This is a genomic window from Variovorax sp. 679 (assembly GCF_003952185.1).
GTDB lineage: Bacteria > Pseudomonadota > Gammaproteobacteria > Burkholderiales > Burkholderiaceae_C > Variovorax.
Window position 1 is genome coordinate 120,791 of the sequence record NZ_RXFS01000009.1, and the last position, 21,369, is coordinate 142,159.

Sequence of the window (21,369 nt, forward strand, 5' to 3'; positions counted from 1 at the left end):
GCGGGGCGTGAGGGCCGGCGGCGGCCACCCCCGCGCTGTCTACACTCGGCGGCTCCCATGACCGCGCCACCGCCACCGCTGCAACCCGTTCACGAAGACGCCCACCTGCTGGTGCTCGACAAGCCCGCCGGCCTGCTCTGCGTACCCGGCCGCGGCGAAGACAAGCAGGACTGCCTGAGCGCGCGCGCCATGCGGCAGTGGCCCGACGCGCTGATCGTGCACCGCCTCGACATGGCTACCAGCGGATTGGTGCTGATGGCACGCGGCATCGAGATGCAGCGCGCCCTGAGCACCGAATTCGCCGAGCGCAGGGTGCACAAGCGCTACGAAGCCGTCGTCGATGGCGCGATGCCGCTGCGGGAAGACTGGTCGCTGATCGACGCGCCGCTGATGGCCGACTGGCCGCGGCGGCCACTGCAGAAGATCGACCCGGCCGGCAAGCCCAGCCTCACGCGATGGAAGGCGCTCTCGGTACTGCCCGGAGAACCCGCCGCCACGCACGTGCTGCTGGAGCCCCTGACCGGCCGCTCGCATCAGCTGCGCGTGCACCTGCTGTCGATCGGGCATCCGATCCTGGGCGATGCGCTGTATGGGGATGCGGCCCTGCAGGCAAGAGCGCCGCGCCTGCTGCTGCACGCGAGCGAGCTGGGCTTCGTGCACCCGGTGACGGGGCAGGAGCTCCGCTTCGAGCGGCCTTCAGGTTTCGCCGTCGCCTGATCGATCGACCGGCCCTCGATTCCGCTACATACGCCGCGGTTTGCGTTGTTGCCGCTGCTGTTGTTGCTCAGCCGCCCTTGACCACGAGCACGGGCATGTTCGCGTCCTGCAGCACGCGTTGCGTCACGCTGCCCAGCAGCAGTTTCTCGATGCCGCTGCGGCCGTGGGAGCCCATCACGATCAGGTCGGCCGCGATGGCAATGGCCGTGTCGACGATGCCTTCGTGCACCACGTGGCCGTCGATCACGCGCTGGTCGCTGTGCAGGCCCTCGGCCGCAAGCGCCGCCACGCCGCGCGCAAGCGCCGCATTGGCGCTGGCGGTAGCCGCCGCGAGGTATTCGTTCTGGCCGAGCGCGTAGTCCGCGCCCACGCCGATGAAGGGGTAGTTGTCGATCACGTGGATCAGCGTGATGCGACTGCCGAAGGCCAGCGCGAGGCCGCTGGCCTTGCTGACGGCGAGCATGGAAGTTTCGGAGCCGTCGATCGGAACCAGGATGTGATTGAACATGGCGGGACCTCGCTTTCGTTCGCAGACAGACACACGGCCCACATGGGGCCGGCCCCGAATTTAACCGCTGTTGCGCGCCGCAGGCTGTAGGACTGCCCCGCCGCCGGGTGAGTTCAATCCCCCTGGAAACCCTTGGCCCTGCAGGTGATCACGAGCGTGTCGCGCCAGCCTTCGCCGCCCTCTTCGAGCGGCTGGATGGGAGTCGACTCGTGGATCACGCGCGCGTCGTCGAGCACCAGCAGCGTCCACGGCTCGGTCATCGTGAAGCGTTCGCCGCGTCGGCCGTTGGCTTCGAACACGCGCGTCTCGCCGCCCTTGATGCCATGCCGGCCCACCAGCGCCACCGCCACCAGGTCCACGCCATCGCGGTGCGCGCCCTCGGGCGTCGGGCGGCCGATGCCGCCTGCGGTGTCGATGCGGAACTGGTGCGCTTCCACGTACCAGCGCTGCGCTTCGCCGCGCATCTCGCTGCTGGCCCTGCCGAGCTGCTGGAGCAGCCGCTGCCACACGGGCTGCGCGACGGTGGCCTCCAGCATCGGCGCAAACCAGCGCTGCATACCGCCGTGCAGCGCGTTGTATTCGACCGGCTGCCAGTGTGCGCGATGCGGCACCTGCGCCAGCGTGGCCTGTTCATCGGCATCGACCGTGAAACAGGCATGGCGGCGCGTACGGTAGCGGCCGCCGTCCTTCAGGTAGTCGTCGGGCGGAAGATTGTTCCAGTCGGCGTGCAGCGCTTCGAGCTGCGCGACCGGAACGCCGAGCCATTCGCCGACACCCTGCGGGCTCAGCACTGCATAGCCTTGCTCGCGCAGCGCTGCGGGCAGCTCGGCGGGAGCGATGAACGGGGGGGTGAATGCGGCCGTGGTCACTGGGCGCTGACCTTCACGTCCTTCCAGAACGCGACGCGGTCGCGGACGTCTTCGGCTTCGGGCTTCGGATCGGCGTAGTACCAGGCGGCGTCGGTGTTGAGTTCGCCGTTGACCAGCAGCGAGTAGTAGCTCGCGGTGCCCTTCCAGGGGCAGGTCGTCTTGTGATTGCTGAAGGTGACGACGTCGCGGTTGAGCGAGCTCATCGGGAAATAGTGATTGCCTTCGACGAGGACGGTGTCGTCGCTTTCGGCGATGGTTACGCCGTTCCAGGTTGCTTTCATGGGTTGCTCTCTCCAAGAGGTGCGGGGCGCTGGCGTTGTGGTGCCGCGCGGGGCTTGGGTATTGTGCCGTTGCTTGACCCTGGGGCCTTCTTCGGGGGGATATGAGCCCTATTGGCTGGTTTGTTTTCCGGGGCCGGGTCTCGGCCCGGCGGCCGACCTACTTTTCTTTGCTTCGCCAAAGAAACGTAGGCAAAAGAAAGGCGACCCTACTGTCTGTGTCCCTCCGCTTCGCTGCGGGCAACCTGCGGTGCTCGACGTAGGAGGGAGTCCGCAGAACTCGCTTCGCTCAAACAGCTGCGGCCCTTATCCCTCCTACGTCTGCGCTCCTCGGCGCAGCCAGAAGGGAGTTGGAAACCGAACAGGCCATCGCTGCGCTCGGCCACGCATTGAGGCCCCGCCACTCCAGCAGACCCTACGCTCCATTCCAAGCACAGCAGGCGCAAAGCGCCTGCTGTGCCTTGGTGGCCGAGCAACGCGATGGCCCGGGTGTTCCCCCTCCCCTCTGGCTGCGCCGAGGAGCGCAGCGTTTCGCGGATAAGGGCTCGCAGCTGTTTGAGCGAAGCGAGTTCTGCGAGACCCCGCGAAACGCGAGCACCGCAGGTTGCCCGTAGCGAAGCGGAGGGACGCAGACAGTGGGGTCGCCTTTTCTTTGCCTACTTTCTTTTGGCGAAGCAAAAGAAAGTAGGTCGCCCGCCGGGGCGAGTCCCGGCCCCGGAAAGCAAACAAACCAGCAAGCAGGAAACTAAGCCGCCAGCCAGTGCACGCTGAAGAGCCTCTCCGGATCCACCCAAACCGCCCCAGGCCGAAACCCCGCCCGAACAGCCAACGCCCTCAGCCCCTCGACAGTGAACTTGTGCGAGTACTCGGTATGAATAGTCTCGCCCTCCGCAAACTCAAAAGCCTCCCCGTTCAAGGAAACGCTCTGAGCCCGCCGGCTCACAAGATGCATCTCGATCCGCTGATGAGGCGCGTTGTAGAACGCCGCATGCGAAAAGCCATCAAGGTCGAAGTCCGCCTCCAGCTCCACATTCGCCCTCCGCAGCAGATTGAGATTGAACTCCCCCGTAACCCCTTGCGCATCGTTGTAAGCCGCATGCAGCCGCCCCGGATCCTTCACCAGATCCACGCCGATCAGCAGCCCACCCCCACGCAACATCCGAGCCGCCAGCTGCAAAAAGGCAAGCGCCTCGTCAGGCTCGAAATTCCCGATCGTCGACCCCGGAAAGAACCCCACCCGCCGCCCGGCCCCGGCCACGGGCGCAGGCAGTACCAGAGGCATCGTGTAGTCCGCGGCAATGGGCTGCACCACCAGCTCCGGATAGTCCGCCTTCAACCGCTCGGCAGCCGCTTCGAGATGCTCCCCGGAGATGTCGATGGGCAGATAGCGCTTAGGCGTCTCCAGCGCATCGAGCAGCAGCCGCACCTTGGTCAGCGACCCCGCTCCGAACTCCACGATCTCCGCATTCGGCCCGATCTGCCCGGCGATCTCCCCCGCGCACTCGCCAAGAATGCGCAGCTCGGTGCGCGTCGGGTAGTACTCCGGCAGCTCGCAGATGCGATCGAACAGCTGCGACCCCGCCGCGTCGTAAAAAAATTTCGGCGAAATGCTGCGCGGCGAGCGCGCCAGCCCCGCCTGCATCTCGCGGCCGAACTCCGACAGCGGCGTGCCGGCCGATGAAGAAGAAGCACGTGGCTTCTGCCGATCCTTCGCGGGCACGAAAGACAGCGAGGGCGAAGAAGTTGGATTGCGCATGATCAAAGGTCTTTCGCGAGCCGCAGCCCCGAGAACTGCCAGCGCGCCGCCGGCGGAAAGAAGTTGCGATAGCTGGGCCGCGTGTGCCCTGCCGGCGTGGCGACGCTGCCGCCGCGCAGCACCAGCTGCCCCACCATGAACTTGCCGTTGTATTCGGCCGCGATACCCGGCATCGGGCGAAAGCCCGGGTACGGGTCGTACGACGAGCGCGTCCACTGCCAGACGTGCCCCGTCATCTGCGAGATGCCGGGCGCATCGTGCGCGGCCTCCCATTCGAACTCCGTCGGCAACCGCGCACCGGCCCATTCGGCATACGCTGCGGCCTCATAGAAGCTGAGCTGCGACACCGGCGCCTCGGCCTCCATCGGCCGAACGCCGTGCAGGCCGAACACATGCCAGCCGCCGGCGTTCTGCGACGCGGAAGAGCCCGCGAAGCGCAGCCGCGGATCGTCCTGCGCCAGCCAGTACGCCGGATGCCGCCAGCCGTTCGCCTGCACGGCGGCCCAGCCGTCGGACAGCCACAGCTCGGGCCGCTGGTAGCCGCCATCGGCGATGAACTGCGCATAGTCGCCGCAGTTCACCAGCCGGTCGGCAATGGCGTAGGGCTGCAGCAGCGCGCGGTGCCGCGGCGTCTCGTTGTCGAAGGAAAAGCCTGCGCCGGCATGCCCCACCTCCACCACGCCGCCATGCTGCTCGATCCAGCGCATCGCGGGCGGCACGGCGGCCAGCCGCAGCGCGGGTCCGCTCGCGGACTTGCAGGCGGGCAGCATGGGGTTGCACGACAGCGCGTGCAGGATGTCGGTGAGCAGAAGCTCCTGGTGCTGCTGCTCGTGGTTCAGCCCGAGCGTGACGATGGGCTCGATCACGGACCAATCGGCAGCAGCCCCGCCCTCCTCCAGCAGCGCGACCACGGCCTCGTCCACGTGGCGGCGGTACTCGTGCACCTCGTCCAGCGAGGGCCGCGTCAGCAGGCCGCGCTGCGGGCGCGGATGGCGCGGGCCGAGCGCCTCGTAGTACGAGTTGAAGAGGTAAAGAAAACGCGGATCGAAGGGCTGGTAGCCGCCGGCATGCGGCTGCAGCAGCACGCTCTCGAAGAACCAGGTCGTGTGCGCGAGATGCCATTTGGTCGGGCTCGCGTCGGGCATCGACTGGATGCACTGGTCTTCGGCGGAAAGCGGGGCGGCAAGCGCGAGGCTCGTGGCGCGCACCTCGCGGAACCTGTCGCGCAGTGCGCCCGCCGCCTGAGTGATCGGCCGGGAAAGCGTCATGGGGTCTCCAGTCGGGTCAGCCGCAAGTTGTAGCCCATCCGGGTCGCGGCGGCACGTAGGACAAAACGCCGCGGGCCTGCCGCCGCGACTTCGGCAAAGAGCGCCAACGAGCGCAAAGGGCAGCCACTGTGGCACAAGATGCCGGGGCGTGCAGGGCGGCTGCGTATCATCCGTCGCATGCAAACGACCAACCCCTCGGGCAGGCCCAAAGTCGTCATCGTCGGCTGCGGATTCGGTGGACTCGAAGCCGCACGCAAGCTGCAGAGAGCCGACGTCGACGTGACGGTGATCGACAAGACCAACCACCACCTGTTCCAGCCGCTGCTGTACCAGGTGGCGACCGCCGGGCTCGCAGCTCCGTCGATCGCGGCGCCGGTGCGCTCGCTGTTCCGCAAGCAGCCGAACATCACGACGCTGCTGGGTGAAGTGACCGGCATCGATCCGGGCACCCGGTCGGTGCACCTGGCCAACGGCGACCGCGTGCCCTACGACCACCTGATCGTCGCGGCCGGCGCCACGCACAGCTACTTCGGGCACGATGAATGGTCGACCGTGGCGCCCGGGCTGAAGACGCTGGCGGATGCCTTCGACATCCGCCGCCGCGTGCTGCTGTCGTTCGAGAACGCCGAGATCACGGCCGACCTGGAACACCGCCGCGCCCTGCTCACCTTCGTGGTGATCGGCGCCGGCCCCACGGGCGTCGAGATGGCCGGCACGCTGGCCGAGATCGCCAAGCACACGCTGTCGGGCGAGTTCCGTCATATCGATCCGAGCAGCGCGCAGGTGCTGCTGGTCGAAGGCGGCCCGCGCGTGCTGCAGGCCATGCCCGAGTCGCTGAGCCAGAAGGCGCTGGAGCAGCTGGAAAAGCTGGGTGTCGAAGTGCGCCTGAACGCGCGCGTGACCTCCATCGACGCCGCCGGGCTCGAAGTGCAGACCGGCGGTGGCGCAGACGGTGCACCGGTCACCAGCTACCGAATCGATAGCAGCTGCGTGGTGTGGGCGGCAGGCGTGGCGGCCTCGCCGCTGGGCCGCATGCTGGGCACGGCCACTGGTGTCGAATGCGACCGCGCGGGCCGCATCAAGGTCGAGCCCGACCTGAGCCTGGCGGGCCACCCCGAGATCAGCGTGGTCGGCGACCTCGCCGCCGCCATGAGCCATGCGCCCGGCAAGCCGCCCAAGCCGGTGCCCGGCGTGTCGCCCGGCGCCAAGCAGGCCGGGCGCGCGGCGGCGGCCAACATCCTGCGCCGCATCGCGGGCCAGCCGACCGTGCCGTTCCGCTATGCCGACTACGGCAACCTCGCCACCATCGGACGCAACTCGGCCGTGGTCGACCTCGGCACGCCCTTCGGCCCGCTGCGTTTCAGCGGCCGGCTCGCATGGCTGTTCTGGCTGTTCGCGCATGCGTACTTCCTGATCGGATTTCGCAACCGCATCGTCGTGATGATGGACTGGGCCGGCGCGTACTGGAGCTTCCAGCGCAACGCGCGCGTAGTGGCCGACGTTCAGGGCAAGAGCGAATCCTGAGGGAGGAAGGCTGGCGATGCTGTCCTTCCTCGTGTGGATCGTCGCGCACGCAGCCGAGGCGCTGTTCTGCCTCTGGGTGTTGCGCTGGGGCGGTGCCGAGCGGCTCGAAGGCACTTTCGCCTCAGGCCTCATCAGCACCTTCGCGCCGCGCTGGAGCGTCGAGGGGCTGAAGCTGGCGGCGCTGATCCTGCTGTTCTTCTGTGCCGTCAGCTTCGCGGCGGGGCTTTTCGTGCCCTCGCTGCGATGCTGGGGAACCTGCTGAGGCGCGCGCGCCTTCAGGTTCAGGTCCCGATCACGCCGCCGTCGTTCTTCGTGATGGCGATGGTCGCCGAGCGCGGCCGGCCCGCACCATCGGGCCATTTCGACACGGCGAGCGGACGGTCGGGGTCGCTGCGCTCGTTGGCCGGCTCGCCCGGGTGCTGGATGTTGATGAACAGCGTGCGCAGGTCCGGCGTGGCCGTGAGGCCGGTGATCTCGCAGCCGGCCGGGCCGAGCAGGAAGCGGCGGATCTCGCCCTTGGTCGGGTCGCAGGCCAGCATCTGGTTGTTGGGCATGTTGGCGTACTCGCCCTTGCCCAGCGTGGAGGTCGACACGTCGGTCTCGATCCACAGCACGCCGCGCGCGTCGACCATCAGGCCGTCGGGGCTGCCGAAGGTGTCGCCCTTGATGTTGCCCTGCGCCTCGTAGCGCGTCTGCTTCGGGTCGCCTGCGAGCACGAGGTGGTTCCAGGCGAACTTGGTCGCGTCCAGGTCGCCGGTTTCCTTCCAGCGGATGATCTGGCCCATCGTGTTGTTGGAGCGCGGGTTGGCTGCGTCCATGAAGGGCTGGCCGGCACCGCCGCGGTTGCTGTTGTTGGTCAGCGTGCAGTAGACCTCCTTGGTGAGCGGGTCCACCGTGGTCCATTCGGGGCGGTCCATCTTCGTGGCGCCCAGCAGGTCGCTGGCCTGGCGCGCCTTGATGAGCACGTCGCCCTGCGTGACGAAGCCCTTGTCGGCCACGAGGCCGCCCTTGCCCTGCACCAGCGGCAGCCATTCGCCCGTACCGTCCACGTCGAAACGGGCCACGTACAGCGTGCCGTGGTCGAGCAGGTCGCGGTTGGCGGCGGCGCCGCCTGGCTTGACCGCGTCGCGGCTCACGAACTTGTAGATGTACTCGAAGCGGGAGTCCTCGCCCATGTAGATGACGGCGCGGCCGTCGTTGGTGAGCGCGGTGGCGGCGCCTTCGTGCGCGGCGCGGCCCAGCGCGGTGCGCTTGCGCGGCGTGGAGGTCGGGTCCTGCGGATCGATCTCGACCACCCAGCCGTAGCGGTTCGATTCGTTCGGGTGCTTCGACACGTCGAAGCGCGCCTCGTGCTCGTGCCAGCGGTACTTCGCGCCGTTGCCCTTCTTGATGCCCCAGCGCTTCTGGTGGGCGTCGGGCGTGTCGGTGCCCTCGAAGTAGTCGGCGAAGTTCTCTTCGCAGGTAAGGTAGGTACCCCACGGCGTGTGGCCGTTGGCGCAGTTGTTGAAGGTGCCCAGCACCTGCGTGCCCGAGGGGTCGGCGGCGGTGCGCAGCATGGCGTGGCCGGCGGCGGGGCCGGTCAGCGTCATCGGCGTGAGCGCGGTGACGCGACGGGCGAAACGCGAAGGCGCGAGCTGGGTCCACTTGCCGGCGCCGTCGCGCTGCAGCTCGATGACCGACACGCCGTGCGCGTTCATCGACTTGCGCACCTTCTCGGGCGTCCAGGTCTTCATGCCGTCGGCATGCAGCAGGCCGTCGTCGACGTATTCGTGGTTCAGCACCAGCAGGCCGCGGTTGGAGCCCTCGATCGGGAAGAAGGCCATGCCGTCGTGATGCATGCCGGCCTGCAGCGCCTGCTCTTCGGCGGTGTTGGATCCGTCGGTCTTGAAGGCGGGCATGGCGCCCGCGATGCCGGTCGGGTCGCCCCAACGGTAGAGCACCTGGGTGCTGTAGCCCTCGGGCACGACCACCGTGTCGACGGCCGCCATCGGCACGCTCTTGAAGCCGATGGCACGGCCCAGGCCGCTCACGTTGCCGCTGCTGCCGGTGGTAGCACAACCGGCCAGCGGGCCGAACAACCCGGCGATTGCGGCGGCAAGGCCGCCTTGCACGAGCATGCGCCGCTTCGGGTCGGACACTTCGTGGATCGTGGGGTTGGCGGAGGGGTTGGAGTCCTCCATCCGGGCAAAGTCCTTGGCCATGTTCTTGTCGTCGGGGGTTGGGGGAACCGGGGATGGTGTAGCCGGCCTGTGAACTCCGCGTGACAGGGGCCGCGCCCAACGGGCGGCGAGCGAAAGCTCAGAAGAACCCGCCCCAGTGTGGCTGAGCGTCGCGCTGGCGCTTGCGCCACTCCCAGGGCGGCGTCGGCCTGGGGTCGGCCCAGAGGCCCGCACGCCGGGCCTTGGCGGCGTCCTGCAGCTTGAACAGCCCGCCGCCGCGCTTGGTGGCGAGGCGGTTGTAGTCATACACCCAGGCCCAGCCGTCGGCCACCATGCGGCTGCCGGCGTCCTCGCCGTTGCAGCTCACGTCGGCCACGGTTCGGCCGTAGCGATCGGTGTCGATCTCGGTGATGAGCGCCTGCTCGGCGAAGCAGATGCTGCTGAGCGCCTGCCTGCTGCGCTGGCCGTAGGGCTGGGCTTTTTCCGGCGCGTCGATGGCGGCGATGCGCACCTTCACGCGCTCGTAGGCGCCGATGCGCCCGCAGCGGGCGGTGAGCGTGTCGCCGTCGCTGATGCCGACGACGAGGCAGTTGCGGGGTGCGGCCTGGGAAAGAAGGGGAAAGGCGAGGAGGAGAAGAAAACTGGAAAGCAGCGCGCGAAAGTGCATGAAGGAGCCGGAAAGACCTGGAGATTGGCAGAATCGCCAAACCGATCGAGGCTAAGTGATCCATGCGCCGGAAAGGATCGGGACACAGTTTTTTTCTTTCTTGCCTGCCTTCCCCTGGACGGCGCTTCGAAGGAGACCCCTCACATGCAGGAACCCACCCGGGACGACTGGTTTTTCGCGGCGAACGACGCCTGGGACGCCGGCGCGCACAAGAAGGCGCTGTCGCTGTTCCTCAAGGCCGCCGCCGCCGGCGAGACGCATGCGCTCAACAGCGTCGGCTACTTCCTCGACCACGGCATCGGCGTGAAGCAGGACAGCGCCGCCGCTCGCGTTTGGTACCGCAAGGCGGCAAAGGCCGGCGACGTCGCGGGCTGCGCCAACCTCGCCATCTGCTACCGCGACGAGGGCAACTTCCGCTGGGCCCGCTACTGGTTCGAACGCGCCTACGCCGGGGGCGACGGCGACGCTGCCCTCGAGCTGGGCCGCCTCTTCCTCTGGGAAGGCCCGCACAAGAACCACCGCAAGGTCGTCGACTACCTGACGAAGGCGGTGGCGGCGCAGTACGTCACGCCGAACGGAAGGGAAGAAGCCGGGAAGCTGCTGAAGTCGCTGGGCCGCAAGTGAAGTTTCCACGGTATGCGCTGACGCTCCTGGTGTCGCTCGCGGTTCTGGCTCTGATTGCACTCCAGCTCTGCATCGTCGAGCCCGGCGACCTCGCCCAGCCGGTATCCATCGACGAGGTGTCATTCCTCGCCGATGGCGGAACGCTGGTAGTAGAGCTGAAAGGCGCCAACGGCAAGCGCCTCTTCGCGATCCGCCAGGGGAGCCTTTACGTCGAGTCCGACAGGCAACCCATGGCCATCGGGTGCAGTTGCTTCGGTTTCCCCTACGCCAGGAATGTGGCACCCGGCGACGAACGCGAGCGCGCCGTTCAGACGTTGCTGGAGGGCTGGGTCACAGCCAATACAACCGCCGAAGATCGCGCTCGCATCGAGACCCGTTCGAACCTCGAGCAGATACCCGCCACGGCCTATGGCGTGCTCGAGATGCTGAACTGGATCAGGACGCGCAAATAGAACGAGAAGGACAAGGCAGGCGGGTGGGCGGCCTGCTGCCCGCCGATCTCACTTCGCCTCGCTCTCCGCCTCCTGCAGCAGCCTCCACATCACCTTCCCGCTCCCGCTCTTGGGCAGCGCGTCCACGAACTGCACCTTGCGGGGGATCTTGTAGACCGCCATGTTCTCGCGGCACCAGTCGATGATCTGCTGCTCTGTGGTGTCCTTGTGCGTGGCGCGCAGCACCACCACCGCCTTGACCGATTCGCCGCGGTAGTCGTCCCTGGTCGAGATGACGCAGGCTTCCTGGATCGCGGGGTGGCGGAACATCAGCAGCTCGACCTCGGCCGGCCACACCTTGAAGCCGCTCGCGTTGATCATGCGCTTGAGGCGGTCGGTGATGAAGAAGTAGCCGTCCTCGTCCATGCGGCCCATGTCGCCCGAGCGGAAGAAGCGCTTGCCCTCGAACTCGACGAAGGCTGCCGCCGTGGCGTCGGGGCGCTTCCAGTAGCCCTGGAACACCTCGGGGCCGTGGATGATGATCTCGCCCGATTCGCCGATGGGCATCTCTTTCAGCGTGTCGGGGTCGACCACGCGCGCGTCGGTGCTCATGAACGGAATGCCCAGGCACTGCTGCTTGGGGTGGTCCGACGGGTTGGTGTGCGAGGGCGCGGCGGTCTCGGTGAGGCCGTAGCCCTCCTGGTACTTCAGCCCGTACTGCTCGAAGAGGCGCTGCGCCACGGCCTGCGGCATGGCGGCGCCGCCGCCGCCGATGTAGTTCATGCTCGACAGGTCGTAGCTCGCAAAGTTCGGGCTGGCCATCAGGTCGATGACCATGGTCGGGATGTTGGTCCAGGCCGTGACCTTCCAGCGCGAGATGAGCCGGCCGGCCACGTCGCGGTCCCAGCGCGGCATGATGATCAGCGTGGCCGCCGCGAGGATGGCCGTGTGCATCATGCTCACCACGCCGGTGATGTGGAACATGGGCACCACGGCCAGCACCACCGCCTCCGAAGTCGACCCGCCCCACATCTGGCCGGCAAAGGCGTTGTGCATCAGGCTCGAATGGTGGTGGATGCAGCCCTTGGGCAGGCCGGTGGTGCCGCTGGTGTAAGGCAGCAGCGCCATGTCGTTGGCGCCCACGACGTGCTCGGGCGGCTGGTGGCCAGCCTCGAGCGCATCGGTCCAGGCGGTGACCTTGCCGCCTTCCAGCGCCGGCAGCGGATGGCGGGTGGTGAGCCACTCTTTCCAGGCGGGCGCCGGGGCGTCGTCGCCCGATGCGTCGGCGTCGAAGGCATCGGTGAACTGGGTCACGATCATGTGGGCCAGCCGCTGCTCGGGCGGCAGCGCATTGCTGGCCTTGGCCAGCTCGGGCGCCAGGTCGCCGGTGATGATGGCCACCCTGGCGTCCGGGTCGGTGATGTAGTGCTTGAGCTCCTCGGCCCGGTTCATCGGGTTGACCGGCACCACCACGGCGTTGGCGCGCAGGATCGCGAAATGCGCGATCACCAGCTGCGGGCAGTTCTGCATGTCCAGGATCACGCGGTCGCCGCGCTTCACGCCCAGCGCATGCAGCGCGCCGGCCAGCCGCTCGGCCTGGGCCGCGAACTCGCGGTAGCTGATCACGCGGCCGAAGAACACCAGCGCGGGCTTGTCGGGATAGCGTGCGGCCGAGGTGGCCAGGTTGTGCCAGAGCGAGGTGGCCGGGACGGTGATCGAGTGTGGAAGGCGCTTGGGCCAGAACTTGTGATGCGGGCGTTGTTGCATGGCTTGGACAGGAAGGTCGAACAGGGGCTTGCCCGCCAGCCTAAGCCGCCGCGTCCGCCGCTCCCATCGGGGAAGCCCCCGGGGGCGTCGCCTAGGTGACGCCATTTCTTCTCACATGCCCGGCCTTTTCCGGATGCGCCCTGCGACTACAGACACGGACCGCCTTCCGCGCGATACCTGCAGCCTCCCCCTCCATCCACCCCCTCACCCACCGAAGGAGCTTCCATGGCAGCAGAAAAGCACGCGAGCGTTCACTGGGAAGGCGCCGGCAAGACCGGCAAGGGCCTGGTCAGCACCGAGACCGGCGCCCTGAAGGACTACCCCTACGGCTTCGCCAGCCGCTTCGAGGACGACAAGCGCGGCACCAACCCCGAGGAAATCGTCGGCGCCGCGCATGCCGCCTGTCTCACGATGGCCTTCGCCTTCGCGTTGGAAAGGGAAGGCCTGGCGGCCACCAAGATCGACACCCGGGCGGCCGTGCGGCTGGCCAGGGATGGCGAGGGCTTCAAGATCGACCGCATCGCGCTCGAACTCGACGCCAGCGTGCCGAACCTCGACGAGGCGAAGTTCCAGCAGATCGCAGCCGCCGCCAAGGCCGGCTGCCCGCTGTCGAAGGCGCTGGCGAGCGTGCCCGAGATCACGCTGAAGGCCACGCTGGCCGGCTGAGGGCGCTGCCTATGATCGTCTCCTCACAGAAAAGAGGAGACGGATCATGAACAAGCCCATCCGGACCGCGCTCGCGGTTCTTTCCCTCGGCCTCGGCGCCACGGCGGCAACGGCCGCCTTTCCCGACAAGCCGATCAAGATCGTGATCGGCTTCCCGGCCGGCGGTCCGCTCGACCAGCACGCACGCCTGCTCACCGACAAGCTGCAGGCCGTGCTGGGCCAGCCGCTGATCGTCGACTACAAGCCCGGCGCGGGCGGCTCGGTGGGCGCCGACGCGGTCGCCAAGAGCCCGGCCGACGGCTACACGCTGATGCTGGCGAACACCGGCGTGGCGGTGATCAACGGCGCGCTCTACAGCAAGCTGCCCTACAACACGCAGCGCGACTTCGTGCCTATCGCGCGCACCGCCATGCAGCCGCTGGCGCTGCTGGTCACACCGAAGCTGCCGGTGCAGAACCTGAAGCAGTTCATTGACTACACCAAGGCGCGGCCCGGCCAGGTCAACTACGGCTCGGCGGGCAACGGCGGCATCAGCCACCTGGTGCCCGAGATGTTCAAGACCGCGACCGGCATCTTCATGGTGCACATCCCCTATCGCGGCAGCGCGCCGGCCTTCACCGACCTGATGGGCGGGCAGGTGCAGTTCATGGCCGAGTCGATCCCGCAGGCGGCCAACTATCACAAGCAGGGCAAGGTGCGCGCGCTGGCCGTGACCAGCCGCGAGCGCAACCCCGCCCTGCCCGACATCCCGACCGTGATCGAGTCGGGCGTCAAGGGTTTCGAGGTGGTGGGCTTCTACGGCTTCCTCGCGCCGAAGGACACGCCGAAGGACGTGGTTGCCAAACTGAGCGATGCCTTCAAGCAGGTGCTCAACAGCCCCGAGGTGCGCGAGCGCATGGTGAGCCAGGGCGCCGACCCGGCCTTCCTGGGCAGCGAGGATTTCGCGCGCTTCCTGGCAACGGAAACGCCGCGCTGGGAAAAGGCGGTGAAGGCATCCGGCGCGCGGATGGACTGAGCCACCGGACGGGGTTCAGGGCGGCGTGGCCGCGTGCCGCTCCAGTTGGGCGCGATCCAGCAGCTCGATGCTGCGGTAGCGCACGCGCAGCGTGCCGTCTTCCTCCCACAGCTTGAGCTGCCGGTTCACGCTCTGGCGCGACACGCCGAGCATGAACGACAGGTCTTCCTGCGACACGCCCAGCAGCGTGCCGCCGCCCTCGCCCGTGCCCTCCGCGCGCGCGTCCAGCGTGAGCAGGCGGTGCGCGAGCCGCACCGGCAGCGGCATCAGGATCACGTCGTCGATCCACGCCAGCGCCTGCCGCAGCCGCAGGCACACCAGCCGCGTGAAGGCCATGTGCACGTCGGGATGCTCGGCCACGAGGCGATGGAAATCGGCCGCCGCGACCACCGCCATCTCGGTGGTATCGACCGCGCAGGTGTCGTAGACGCGCTCGCGCCCCACCAGCAGCGACACCTCACCAAACCAGTGGCCGGGCTCGAGCATCGCGATCACCGCCTCGCGCCCGCCCGGCGCCACCACGCTCACGCGCAGCGACCCGGCGACCACGCCGAAGAGTGCATCGGGCGACGAGCCCTTGTGGAAGAGCGATTCGCCGCGCGCCAGCGTGCGCCGGTGCGCCACCGCGAGCAGGCGCTGCTGCACGTCTTCGGCCAGCCGCATGTCGCCGTTGTGCACCGGCGAAGGCTGCGCGTCCGGCGGCGTGTCGGGAGATGAAGGGGGCGTGCGTGGCATCGCGGGTTTGTCCGTAGCGGCGATTGCCAACACCGGACAGTCTTGTTTCAGGGGCGTGCCGATAGTACGCAGCGAGCCCGGGCCGGCGCATTCGCGCCAACCCGATGTCAGCAGCCTTCCTGTCACATGGAGCACACCCCGATGAGCAACGACAACACCCCACGCACCGAACTCCAGGCCCGCCGCGAGCGCCTCGTGCTCGACCACTTCGCCGACGAGACCCGGCAGGACTTCGATGCGGTGCTCGGCACCTTCCCGCATCCGCACTACGAGCTGATTCCCAGCGGTGAAGTGCACGACGGCATGGCCGAGGTACGCCAGTACTACATCGACACGCGCCGCGCCTTTCCGGACCAGCGCCACGAGATCATCCAGCTGCGCCACGCCGACGATTCGGTGGTGGTCGAGTTCTGGCTGCTCGGCACGCACAAGGGGCCGCTCAAGGGCCTGCCTCCCACCGGCAACAGCTTCCGCTGCCGCATGAACGCCTTCTTCATCTTCGAGGGCGACCGGCTGGTGTGCGAGCGCGTGTACTTCGACACGCTGACGATGCTGCGGCAGTTGCTGGCCGGCGTGCCCGCGGAGCACGTCGCCGCGCTGGTCGGCGGGCTGCTGGGCCAGCCGGCCGCCGCGCGCGCACCCGAGACGGCGGCCGCATGAGCGCGCTGCGCGGCGACGCGCTCGCGGGCCGGCATGCCATCGTGACAGGCGGTGCGCGCGGCATCGGGCTGGCGATCGCGCGGCGATACCTCGCGGCCGGCGCGAGCGTCGCGCTGTGGGATCTCGATGCATCGATGCTGGCAAATGAGTTGCAGACGCTCGCGCCACTGGGCACCGCCATCTCGGCGGTCGTCGACGTGCGCGACGAAGAGCAGATCGCCGGCGCGGCTGCCCAGTCGCAGGAGCGCTTCGGCGGCATCGACATCCTCGTCAACAACGCCGGCGTGCTGGGTCCGACGGTTCAGGCCTGGGAGCACACGCCCGCGCAGTGGCGCAACGTGCTCGATGTCAACCTGACTGGTGCGTGGCTGTGCTGCCGCGCAGTCGCGCCGGTGATGCTCGCCCGGCGGCGCGGTCGCATCGTCAACATCGCCTCTGTTGCGGGCAAGGAGGGCAACGGCTTCAACGCCGCGTACTCCGCCTCGAAGGCCGGGCTCATCTCGCTCACCAAGTCGCTCGGCAAGGAGCTGGCTTCTTCGGGTGTGCTGGTGAACTGCATCACGCCCTCGGCCGCCGACACCGAAGTGTTCGCGGCCGTGCCCGCCGAACACCGCGAACAGCTGCGCACCGCCCTGCTCTCGCGCGTGCCCATGGCGCGCTTCGTCGAGGTCGACGAAGTGGCGGCCATGGCCGCGTGGCTCGCGTCGGACGACTGCTCGTTCAGCACCGGTGCCGTGTTCGACATCTCGGGCGGCCGCTCGACGTACTGAGAGCCTGCGCGCCAAAAGCCAAGGAGAACCACCCATGACCCGAGACCCCGAACCCACCGGCTTCGCACAACTGGCGGATTTCGACGACACCCGCGACGCCGCCATGCCGCAAGACCGCCTGCGCGCCATCCGCCGCGCCGCCGAAGCCCTGCGCGAACGCCTGCTCGATGCGCCGCCCGTGCGCTTCGCGCGCAGCTTCAACCTGCTGCGCATTCCGTACCCCGCGTGGTTCGCCTTCACCGGCGTGTACTCGCAGCAGCTGCTCAAGCCGCACATGGTGCACCTGCTGGCGCGCACCGTGCTGATCCAGTACGACGACTTCGAGGGCCGGCTGCGCACGCTGCTGTTCACGCCGGCCGACTTCGAGGCCGGCAACGAGACGCCCTACTTCAAGCGCCTGAGCGAGCAGACGCCGAAATTCCTGCACAAGGCAATCGCGCCGGTCTACCAGACCGTGCCGCAGGCGCTGGCAAGCTGCGGTATCGCGCCGGAGCAAGTCGACTACATCACCTACGACCACCTGCACACGCAGGACATGCGCCGCTGGCTCGGCAATGCCGGCACGCCGGGCATGCTGCCGAACGCGAAGCTGCTGGTACACCGCCAGGAACTCGCCAGCGTGCAGGGCCTGTTGCCGGTGCAGGCCGAGTGGTACTGCCCGCACGGCCTCGACGGCATTCCGGCCGGGCGCATCGTGCCCTTCGACGGCAGCATCCAGCTCGGGCGCGGACTGGCGCTGGTGCACACGCCGGGCCACACCGAGGGCAACCATTCGCTGGTCTACCGCACCGGCGACGGCCTGCGCGTGAGCAGCGAGAACGGCGTGTCGGCCGACAGCTGGGCGCCACTGCAGTCGCGGCACAACGGCATACGCCGCTATGCCAAGGCCACCGGCGCGGAGGTGATCCTCAACGGCAACACGCAGGAGAGCAGCAACGACCAGTACCTGTCGATGGTGCTGGAGAAGACGCTCGCCGGCACCTCGGCCGCGCATGGCTTCAGCAACGTGGTGCCTTCGGCGGAATGCACGCCGCACTGGCTCTTTCCGGGCGCACCCACCAGCCACCTGTGGGGCGAGACCAGCCACGGCACGCCCACCGTCGCCTGACGCCGATCAGAAGAACGAAGGAGACAAATCGATGAACACCGCCGCCCTCGATGCCGCCGACGCGCGCTCGCCGGACACCACGGCCGACGCAAGCTCGCGCGACGACGCCGCCCTCTTCCGCAAGATCACCTGGCGCCTGATGCCGCTGCTGTGCGCCTGCTACGTGCTGAACTACCTGGACCGCACCAACGTCGGCTACGCGCAGCTGCAGATGAAGGACCAGCTGGGCTTCAGCGACGCCGTGTTCGGCCTGGGCGCGGGCATCTTCTTCATCGGCTACGCGGTGTTCGAGATTCCGAGCAACCTGATGCTCGCGAAGATCGGCGTGCGCGCGACGCTGCTGCGCATCATGGGCCTGTGGGGGCTGGCCTCGGCGGCGATGATGTTCGCGACCACGCCCACGCAGTTCTACGTGCTGCGCTTTCTCATCGGCGTGTTCGAGGCGGGCTTCGCGCCGGGCGTGCTGTTCTACCTGACGCTGTGGTTCCCCTCGCACCGCCGCGCGCAGGCCACTGCGCTCTTCTTCATGGCCTTCGGCGCGGCGCCCATCGTGGCCGGGCCGATCGCCGGGCTCACGATGACCTACCTCGACGGCGTGCTGTCGCTGCGCGGCTGGCAGTGGCTGTTCCTGCTCGAAGGGCTGCCGAGCGTGCTGCTGGGCGTGGCGGCCTTCCGCTGGCTGTCGAACAGTCCGGCGCAGGCGGCCTGGCTGTCGGGCGCCGAGAAACAGCGCATCGCGCGCCTGCTGGCCGAGGACCAGGCCGCGCACGGCGCCGCCGGGCGCCACACCTTCGGCGCGGCGATGCGCGACGGCCGGGTCTGGCTGATCGGCTTCATGTCCTTCCTGATCATCCTGGGCATCTACGCGCTGTCGTTCTGGCAGCCCACGATCCTGAAGTCGATGGGGCTGAGCGTGCTGCAGATCGGCTTCTACTCGGTGATTCCGGCGGTGGCGGGCATCGCGGCCAATATCGTCGTGGGACGGCGTTCGGACCGGCGCAAGGAGCGCCGCTGGCACTTCGCGCTGAGCGCCGTCGTCGGCGCGGCCGGACTGGCGCTGACCACGCTCTTCATGCACAACGCCATCGCGGCCGTGCTGTGCCTGTCTCTCGCGGCCATGGGCATCTCGGCGGCGTTCACCGTGCTCTGGTCGGTGCCGGGCAACTTCATGTCGAAGAGCGCGGCCGCGGCGGGCATCGCGCTCATCAGCACCATCGGCGGCAGTGCGGGGCTGGTGGCACCGATGATGGTCGGCTGGCTCAAGACGCTGACGGGCAGCTTCACGCCCAGCCTCCATGTGCTGAGCGGGGCGCTGGTGCTGTCGGCATTGCTCATGCTTGTGGCACTGCCGGCCAGCGCGCTGGGTCGCCCACGGCACTGAAGCGGCGCATTCCGCAGGGGCCCCGCACCGGGGCCGCGCTCCATTCAGGTGCGCAAAGCTTGCATACCAGTTGGCACAGAAGCTGCTGGTATGCAGACCCATGGCCATCTCCGCATCCGAAATCAGTGCACGCATCGTCGAGGCGGTGATGGCGCAGAAGCTCGCGCCGGGTTCGCGCCTGGGTGAGCAGCAGCTGGCGATGCTGTTCGACTGCAGCCGCACCATCGTGCGCGAGGCGCTCACGCGGCTGGCGGCGCGCGGCATCGTCACGGTGAGCGCGCGGCGCGGCTGGTTCGTCATCGAGCCCTCGCAGGACGAGGCGCGCGAGGCCTTCGAGGCGCGGCGCGTGATCGAACTGGGCCTGATCCGCAGCGCGGGCAGCAACGGCAAGATCGAGAAGACCGCCCTGCGCCAGCTGAAGGCGCACCTGCAGCGTGAAAAGGCTGCACTGAAAGAGAGCGACGTCGGCAACCGCAGCTTCCTGCTGGGCGACTTCCACGTGTGCCTGGCCGAATGCCTGGGCAACACGCTGCTGGCCGACACGCTGCGCGACTACACGGCGCGCACCACGCTGATCGCCATGCTCTACCAGTCCACGCACGACGCGGTGCAGTCCTGCGAGGACCACGTGCAGATCGTCGCGGCACTGGAGCGCGGCGACCACGCCGCCGCCGAGGCGCTGATGGCCGAGCATATCGGCACGGTGCAGTCGGCCCTTCGCGTTCAGGCACCCACCGATCCGCTGGCCCAGCTGCGCGACGCGCTGGCGCCGCTGCAGAACACGGCCGCCGCCGCTGCGCCCGCCACACCCAAGGGCAAGCGCCGCAAGCCCGGTGCGCCCCCCGATTCCGATTCTTCGACTTACCTAGGAGCCCTGCTATGACCTTCTCTGCATCCAAACGCCGCGTCGCCCTCGCGCTCGCTTCCGCCGCCATGCTGGCCTCGGCCGGCGCCGCGCACGCCCAGAACGCGCTGGACAACGTGCTCAAGGCCAAGACCATCAAGATCGCCGTGCCCACCGACTACCCGCCCTACGGCTCGGTCGACAAGAACATGAAGCCGCAGGGCCTCGACGTGGAGATGGCCGAGCTCATCGGCGCCAAGCTCGGCGTGAAGGTCGAGCTGGTGCCCGTGACCAGCGCCAACCGCATCCCGTACCTGCAGACCCGGAAGGCCGACCTCGTGATCTCCACGCTGGGCAAGAACGCCGAGCGCGAGAAGGTGATCGATTTCTCGTCGGCCTACGCTCCCTTCTTCCAGGCCGTGTACGCCGCCAAGAGCATGAAGCTCACCAGCTTCGCCGAGATGGCCGGCAAGACCGTTGCCGTGACGCGCGGCGCGATGGAAGACCAGGAACTGAACAAGGTCGCGCCGCCGAACGTCGACTATCGCCGCTTCGAGGACAACAACGCGACCATCGCGGCCTTCGTGGCCGGCCAGACGCAGACCCTCGCGACCAGCGCCGCGGTCGCCGGCGACATGCTCGCCAAGAACCCGAAGGTGAGCGCCGAGTTCAAGCTGCTGCTGAAGGACAGCCCCTGCTTCGTCGGCATCGCCAAGGGCGAGACCGCGCTGAAGACCAAGGTCAACGAGATCATCGCGGCAGCCAAGAAGGACGGCACGCTGGACGCCATGTCGAAGAAGTGGCTGGGCAAGGCCGCCGGCGACCTTCCCGTCTGAACGGGCACTCCCCCATGCTTCGCGCACTTCGTGTCGCTGCGCACACCCCCTCGCCGGGGGCAACGCCTGCGGCCCGGCGAAGCCGGTTCCGCGGCGTTCCACGAACAGACTGACCTATGAACATCGAGTTTGATTTCGGTGCGGTGCTCTCCGAGTGGCCGCTGCTGCTTCGCGGCGTGGCGTGGACCGTCGGCCTGACCGCCGTGGGCACCGTGCTGGGCATGATCGTCGGCACTTTCTGCGCATGGGCGCGGGCCGATGGCCCGAAGTGGCTGCGCGCCATCGTGGGTACGTACGTGGAGCTGATCCGCAACACGCCCTTCATCGTGCAGCTGTTCTTCATCTTCTTCGGGCTGCCGGCGGCGGGTGTCAAGCTCACGCCGGAGGTGGCCTCGGTGATCGCAATGGTGCTGAACCTCGGCGCCTACTCCACCGAGATCATCCGCGCCGGCATCGAGGCCACGCCCAAGGGGCAGATCGAAGCGGCCGTGAGCCTGGCGCTGAGCAAGTCGCAGGTGTTCCTGCGCGTGGTGCTGCCGCCGGCGCTGAAGAAGGTGTGGCCCGCGATGGTGAGCCAGATCGTCATCGTGATGCTGGGCTCTGCCGTGTGCGGGCAGATCTCCACCGAGGAACTGAGCTACGCGGCCAACCTGATCCAGAGTCGCAACTTCCGCGCCTTCGAGGCTTTCATCGTCGCCACGCTGATCTACCTGGCGCTGTCGGTGGCGCTGCGGCGGCTGCTCGACTGGGCGGGACCGAAGTTCTTCTTCGGCCGCTGACCGAACG

Annotated in this window: 23 protein-coding genes; 14 read left to right on the forward strand and 9 right to left on the reverse strand. The window is 68.2% G+C overall.

The features are described from left to right. The first annotated feature begins 57 nt into the window (after positions 1 to 57). Positions 58 to 717 carry an RluA family pseudouridine synthase gene (locus tag EJO71_RS23600; RefSeq protein WP_125951150.1) on the forward strand — a complete coding sequence of 220 codons (660 nt, stop codon included), beginning with the start codon at positions 58 to 60 and terminating at the stop codon, positions 715 to 717. A 67-nt stretch (positions 718 to 784) separates the two neighbouring features. Here EJO71_RS23600 and EJO71_RS23605 read toward each other — a convergent pair whose 3' ends face one another. From EJO71_RS23605 to egtB, 5 genes are all read right to left on the reverse strand, one after another. Next, the gene (locus tag EJO71_RS23605) at positions 785 to 1,225 is read right to left on the reverse strand and encodes a universal stress protein (protein WP_007833935.1); all 441 of its coding nucleotides are present in this window, start codon (positions 1,223 to 1,225) and stop codon (positions 785 to 787) included. Between the two features lie 113 nt (positions 1,226 to 1,338). Next, entirely contained in the window at positions 1,339 to 2,094 is a 756-nt protein-coding gene (locus EJO71_RS23610) for a 2OG-Fe dioxygenase family protein (RefSeq protein ID WP_125951149.1), read from the reverse strand. Further along, positions 2,091 to 2,375, reverse strand: coding sequence for a DUF427 domain-containing protein (locus EJO71_RS23615; protein ID WP_125951148.1), 285 nt, complete (start codon positions 2,373 to 2,375; stop codon positions 2,091 to 2,093). Before EJO71_RS23615 ends, EJO71_RS23610 begins: the two co-directional genes overlap by 4 nt. Positions 2,376 to 3,117: 742 nt before the next feature. Then, positions 3,118 to 4,128 (reverse strand): L-histidine N(alpha)-methyltransferase, encoded by a 1,011-nt coding sequence (gene egtD / locus EJO71_RS23625; protein ID WP_125951147.1) that lies wholly within the window; start codon positions 4,126 to 4,128, stop codon positions 3,118 to 3,120. 2 nt (positions 4,129 to 4,130) lie between these two features. Beyond that, positions 4,131 to 5,396: an ergothioneine biosynthesis protein EgtB gene (gene egtB / locus EJO71_RS23630; RefSeq protein WP_125951146.1), complete on the reverse strand. Its 1,266-nt coding sequence runs from the start codon at positions 5,394 to 5,396 to the stop codon at positions 4,131 to 4,133. 177 nt (positions 5,397 to 5,573) lie between these two features. Here egtB and EJO71_RS23635 point away from each other — a divergent pair, with 177 nt between their 5' ends. Together EJO71_RS23635 and EJO71_RS23640 are read left to right on the forward strand one after the other, a co-directional pair. Then, a complete protein-coding gene (locus EJO71_RS23635; RefSeq protein ID WP_125951145.1) occupies positions 5,574 to 6,920 on the forward strand; it encodes an NAD(P)/FAD-dependent oxidoreductase in 1,347 nt (448 codons plus the stop codon). A gap of 16 nt (positions 6,921 to 6,936) precedes the next feature. Beyond that, entirely contained in the window at positions 6,937 to 7,182 is a 246-nt protein-coding gene (locus EJO71_RS23640) for a hypothetical protein (RefSeq protein WP_125951144.1), read from the forward strand. Positions 7,183 to 7,201: 19 nt separating this feature from the next. Here EJO71_RS23640 and EJO71_RS23645 read toward each other — a convergent pair whose 3' ends face one another. Further along, entirely contained in the window at positions 7,202 to 9,121 is a 1,920-nt protein-coding gene (locus EJO71_RS23645; protein WP_125951143.1) for a PhoX family phosphatase, read from the reverse strand. A 97-nt stretch (positions 9,122 to 9,218) separates the two neighbouring features. Continuing rightward, the gene (locus EJO71_RS23650; RefSeq protein WP_125951142.1) at positions 9,219 to 9,746 is read right to left on the reverse strand and encodes a thermonuclease family protein; all 528 of its coding nucleotides are present in this window, start codon (positions 9,744 to 9,746) and stop codon (positions 9,219 to 9,221) included. A gap of 144 nt (positions 9,747 to 9,890) precedes the next feature. Between EJO71_RS23650 and EJO71_RS23655 the strand changes: the two genes are divergently transcribed. Together EJO71_RS23655 and EJO71_RS23660 are read left to right on the forward strand one after the other, a co-directional pair. Beyond that, positions 9,891 to 10,370 carry a tetratricopeptide repeat protein gene (locus EJO71_RS23655; protein ID WP_125951141.1) on the forward strand — a complete coding sequence of 160 codons (480 nt, stop codon included), beginning with the start codon at positions 9,891 to 9,893 and terminating at the stop codon, positions 10,368 to 10,370. After that, complete coding sequence (locus tag EJO71_RS23660; RefSeq protein ID WP_125951140.1) at positions 10,367 to 10,822, forward strand: hypothetical protein; 456 nt, start codon at positions 10,367 to 10,369, stop codon at positions 10,820 to 10,822. Before EJO71_RS23655 ends, EJO71_RS23660 begins: the two co-directional genes overlap by 4 nt. Before the next feature lie 48 nt (positions 10,823 to 10,870). Here EJO71_RS23660 and EJO71_RS23665 read toward each other — a convergent pair whose 3' ends face one another. Then, positions 10,871 to 12,568 carry a long-chain fatty acid--CoA ligase gene (locus tag EJO71_RS23665; RefSeq protein WP_125951139.1) on the reverse strand — a complete coding sequence of 566 codons (1,698 nt, stop codon included), beginning with the start codon at positions 12,566 to 12,568 and terminating at the stop codon, positions 10,871 to 10,873. A 225-nt stretch (positions 12,569 to 12,793) separates the two neighbouring features. Between EJO71_RS23665 and EJO71_RS23670 the strand changes: the two genes are divergently transcribed. Together EJO71_RS23670 and EJO71_RS23675 are read left to right on the forward strand one after the other, a co-directional pair. Then, positions 12,794 to 13,234, forward strand: a complete 441-nt coding sequence (locus EJO71_RS23670; RefSeq protein WP_125951138.1) for an OsmC family protein — start codon at positions 12,794 to 12,796, stop codon at positions 13,232 to 13,234. Positions 13,235 to 13,280: 46 nt separating this feature from the next. After that, the gene (locus tag EJO71_RS23675; protein WP_125951137.1) at positions 13,281 to 14,249 is read left to right on the forward strand and encodes a tripartite tricarboxylate transporter substrate binding protein; all 969 of its coding nucleotides are present in this window, start codon (positions 13,281 to 13,283) and stop codon (positions 14,247 to 14,249) included. A gap of 15 nt (positions 14,250 to 14,264) precedes the next feature. On the opposite strand, the gene EJO71_RS23680 is transcribed toward EJO71_RS23675, so the two are convergent. Then, positions 14,265 to 14,984 carry a Crp/Fnr family transcriptional regulator gene (locus EJO71_RS23680; protein WP_125951136.1) on the reverse strand — a complete coding sequence of 240 codons (720 nt, stop codon included), beginning with the start codon at positions 14,982 to 14,984 and terminating at the stop codon, positions 14,265 to 14,267. A 141-nt stretch (positions 14,985 to 15,125) separates the two neighbouring features. On the opposite strand from EJO71_RS23680, the gene EJO71_RS23685 reads away from it, so the two are divergent. The 7 genes from EJO71_RS23685 to EJO71_RS23720 all read left to right on the forward strand — a co-directional run bounded on the left by EJO71_RS23685 (position 15,126) and on the right by EJO71_RS23720 (position 21,362). Continuing rightward, positions 15,126 to 15,644 (forward strand): ester cyclase, encoded by a 519-nt coding sequence (locus EJO71_RS23685; protein ID WP_125951135.1) that lies wholly within the window; start codon positions 15,126 to 15,128, stop codon positions 15,642 to 15,644. Further along, entirely contained in the window at positions 15,641 to 16,414 is a 774-nt protein-coding gene (locus EJO71_RS23690; protein WP_125951134.1) for an SDR family NAD(P)-dependent oxidoreductase, read from the forward strand. Before EJO71_RS23685 ends, EJO71_RS23690 begins: the two co-directional genes overlap by 4 nt. Positions 16,415 to 16,448: 34 nt before the next feature. Beyond that, positions 16,449 to 17,522 (forward strand): hypothetical protein, encoded by a 1,074-nt coding sequence (locus EJO71_RS23695; protein WP_125951133.1) that lies wholly within the window; start codon positions 16,449 to 16,451, stop codon positions 17,520 to 17,522. Between the two features lie 31 nt (positions 17,523 to 17,553). After that, on the forward strand, positions 17,554 to 18,903 hold the full coding sequence (locus tag EJO71_RS23700) for an MFS transporter (protein WP_125951132.1): 1,350 nt from the start codon (positions 17,554 to 17,556) through the stop codon (positions 18,901 to 18,903). A 100-nt stretch (positions 18,904 to 19,003) separates the two neighbouring features. Continuing rightward, on the forward strand, positions 19,004 to 19,786 hold the full coding sequence (locus EJO71_RS23705) for a GntR family transcriptional regulator (protein WP_125951131.1): 783 nt from the start codon (positions 19,004 to 19,006) through the stop codon (positions 19,784 to 19,786). Further along, a complete protein-coding gene (locus tag EJO71_RS23710) occupies positions 19,783 to 20,583 on the forward strand; it encodes a transporter substrate-binding domain-containing protein (RefSeq protein WP_125951130.1) in 801 nt (266 codons plus the stop codon). The genes EJO71_RS23705 and EJO71_RS23710 overlap by 4 nt, the downstream gene beginning before the upstream one ends. Before the next feature lie 116 nt (positions 20,584 to 20,699). After that, positions 20,700 to 21,362 carry an amino acid ABC transporter permease gene (locus EJO71_RS23720; protein ID WP_125951129.1) on the forward strand — a complete coding sequence of 221 codons (663 nt, stop codon included), beginning with the start codon at positions 20,700 to 20,702 and terminating at the stop codon, positions 21,360 to 21,362. The last annotated feature ends 7 nt before the right edge of the window (positions 21,363 to 21,369 follow it).

What these genes read in the sequence shown, in the direction of transcription:
- EJO71_RS23710 (WP_125951130.1), top strand. Translation starts at nt 19,783, where the DNA reads ATGACCTTCTCTGCATCCAAACGCCGCGTCGCCCTCGCGCTCGCTTCC.
- EJO71_RS23695 (WP_125951133.1), top strand. Translation starts at nt 16,449, where the DNA reads ATGACCCGAGACCCCGAACCCACCGGCTTCGCACAACTGGCGGATTTC.
- EJO71_RS23720 (WP_125951129.1), top strand. Translation starts at nt 20,700, where the DNA reads ATGAACATCGAGTTTGATTTCGGTGCGGTGCTCTCCGAGTGGCCGCTG.
- EJO71_RS23650 (WP_125951142.1), bottom strand. Translation starts at nt 9,746, where the DNA reads ATGCACTTTCGCGCGCTGCTTTCCAGTTTTCTTCTCCTCCTCGCCTTT.
- egtD (WP_125951147.1), bottom strand. Translation starts at nt 4,128, where the DNA reads ATGCGCAATCCAACTTCTTCGCCCTCGCTGTCTTTCGTGCCCGCGAAG.
- EJO71_RS23645 (WP_125951143.1), bottom strand. Translation starts at nt 9,121, where the DNA reads ATGGCCAAGGACTTTGCCCGGATGGAGGACTCCAACCCCTCCGCCAAC.
- EJO71_RS23685 (WP_125951135.1), top strand. Translation starts at nt 15,126, where the DNA reads ATGAGCAACGACAACACCCCACGCACCGAACTCCAGGCCCGCCGCGAG.
- EJO71_RS23635 (WP_125951145.1), top strand. Translation starts at nt 5,574, where the DNA reads ATGCAAACGACCAACCCCTCGGGCAGGCCCAAAGTCGTCATCGTCGGC.
- EJO71_RS23640 (WP_125951144.1), top strand. Translation starts at nt 6,937, where the DNA reads ATGCTGTCCTTCCTCGTGTGGATCGTCGCGCACGCAGCCGAGGCGCTG.
- EJO71_RS23690 (WP_125951134.1), top strand. Translation starts at nt 15,641, where the DNA reads ATGAGCGCGCTGCGCGGCGACGCGCTCGCGGGCCGGCATGCCATCGTG.
- egtB (WP_125951146.1), bottom strand. Translation starts at nt 5,396, where the DNA reads ATGACGCTTTCCCGGCCGATCACTCAGGCGGCGGGCGCACTGCGCGAC.
- EJO71_RS23670 (WP_125951138.1), top strand. Translation starts at nt 12,794, where the DNA reads ATGGCAGCAGAAAAGCACGCGAGCGTTCACTGGGAAGGCGCCGGCAAG.
- EJO71_RS23705 (WP_125951131.1), top strand. Translation starts at nt 19,004, where the DNA reads ATGGCCATCTCCGCATCCGAAATCAGTGCACGCATCGTCGAGGCGGTG.
- EJO71_RS23655 (WP_125951141.1), top strand. Translation starts at nt 9,891, where the DNA reads ATGCAGGAACCCACCCGGGACGACTGGTTTTTCGCGGCGAACGACGCC.
- EJO71_RS23605 (WP_007833935.1), bottom strand. Translation starts at nt 1,225, where the DNA reads ATGTTCAATCACATCCTGGTTCCGATCGACGGCTCCGAAACTTCCATG.
- EJO71_RS23615 (WP_125951148.1), bottom strand. Translation starts at nt 2,375, where the DNA reads ATGAAAGCAACCTGGAACGGCGTAACCATCGCCGAAAGCGACGACACC.
- EJO71_RS23675 (WP_125951137.1), top strand. Translation starts at nt 13,281, where the DNA reads ATGAACAAGCCCATCCGGACCGCGCTCGCGGTTCTTTCCCTCGGCCTC.
- EJO71_RS23665 (WP_125951139.1), bottom strand. Translation starts at nt 12,568, where the DNA reads ATGCAACAACGCCCGCATCACAAGTTCTGGCCCAAGCGCCTTCCACAC.
- EJO71_RS23600 (WP_125951150.1), top strand. Translation starts at nt 58, where the DNA reads ATGACCGCGCCACCGCCACCGCTGCAACCCGTTCACGAAGACGCCCAC.
- EJO71_RS23680 (WP_125951136.1), bottom strand. Translation starts at nt 14,984, where the DNA reads ATGCCACGCACGCCCCCTTCATCTCCCGACACGCCGCCGGACGCGCAG.
- EJO71_RS23700 (WP_125951132.1), top strand. Translation starts at nt 17,554, where the DNA reads ATGAACACCGCCGCCCTCGATGCCGCCGACGCGCGCTCGCCGGACACC.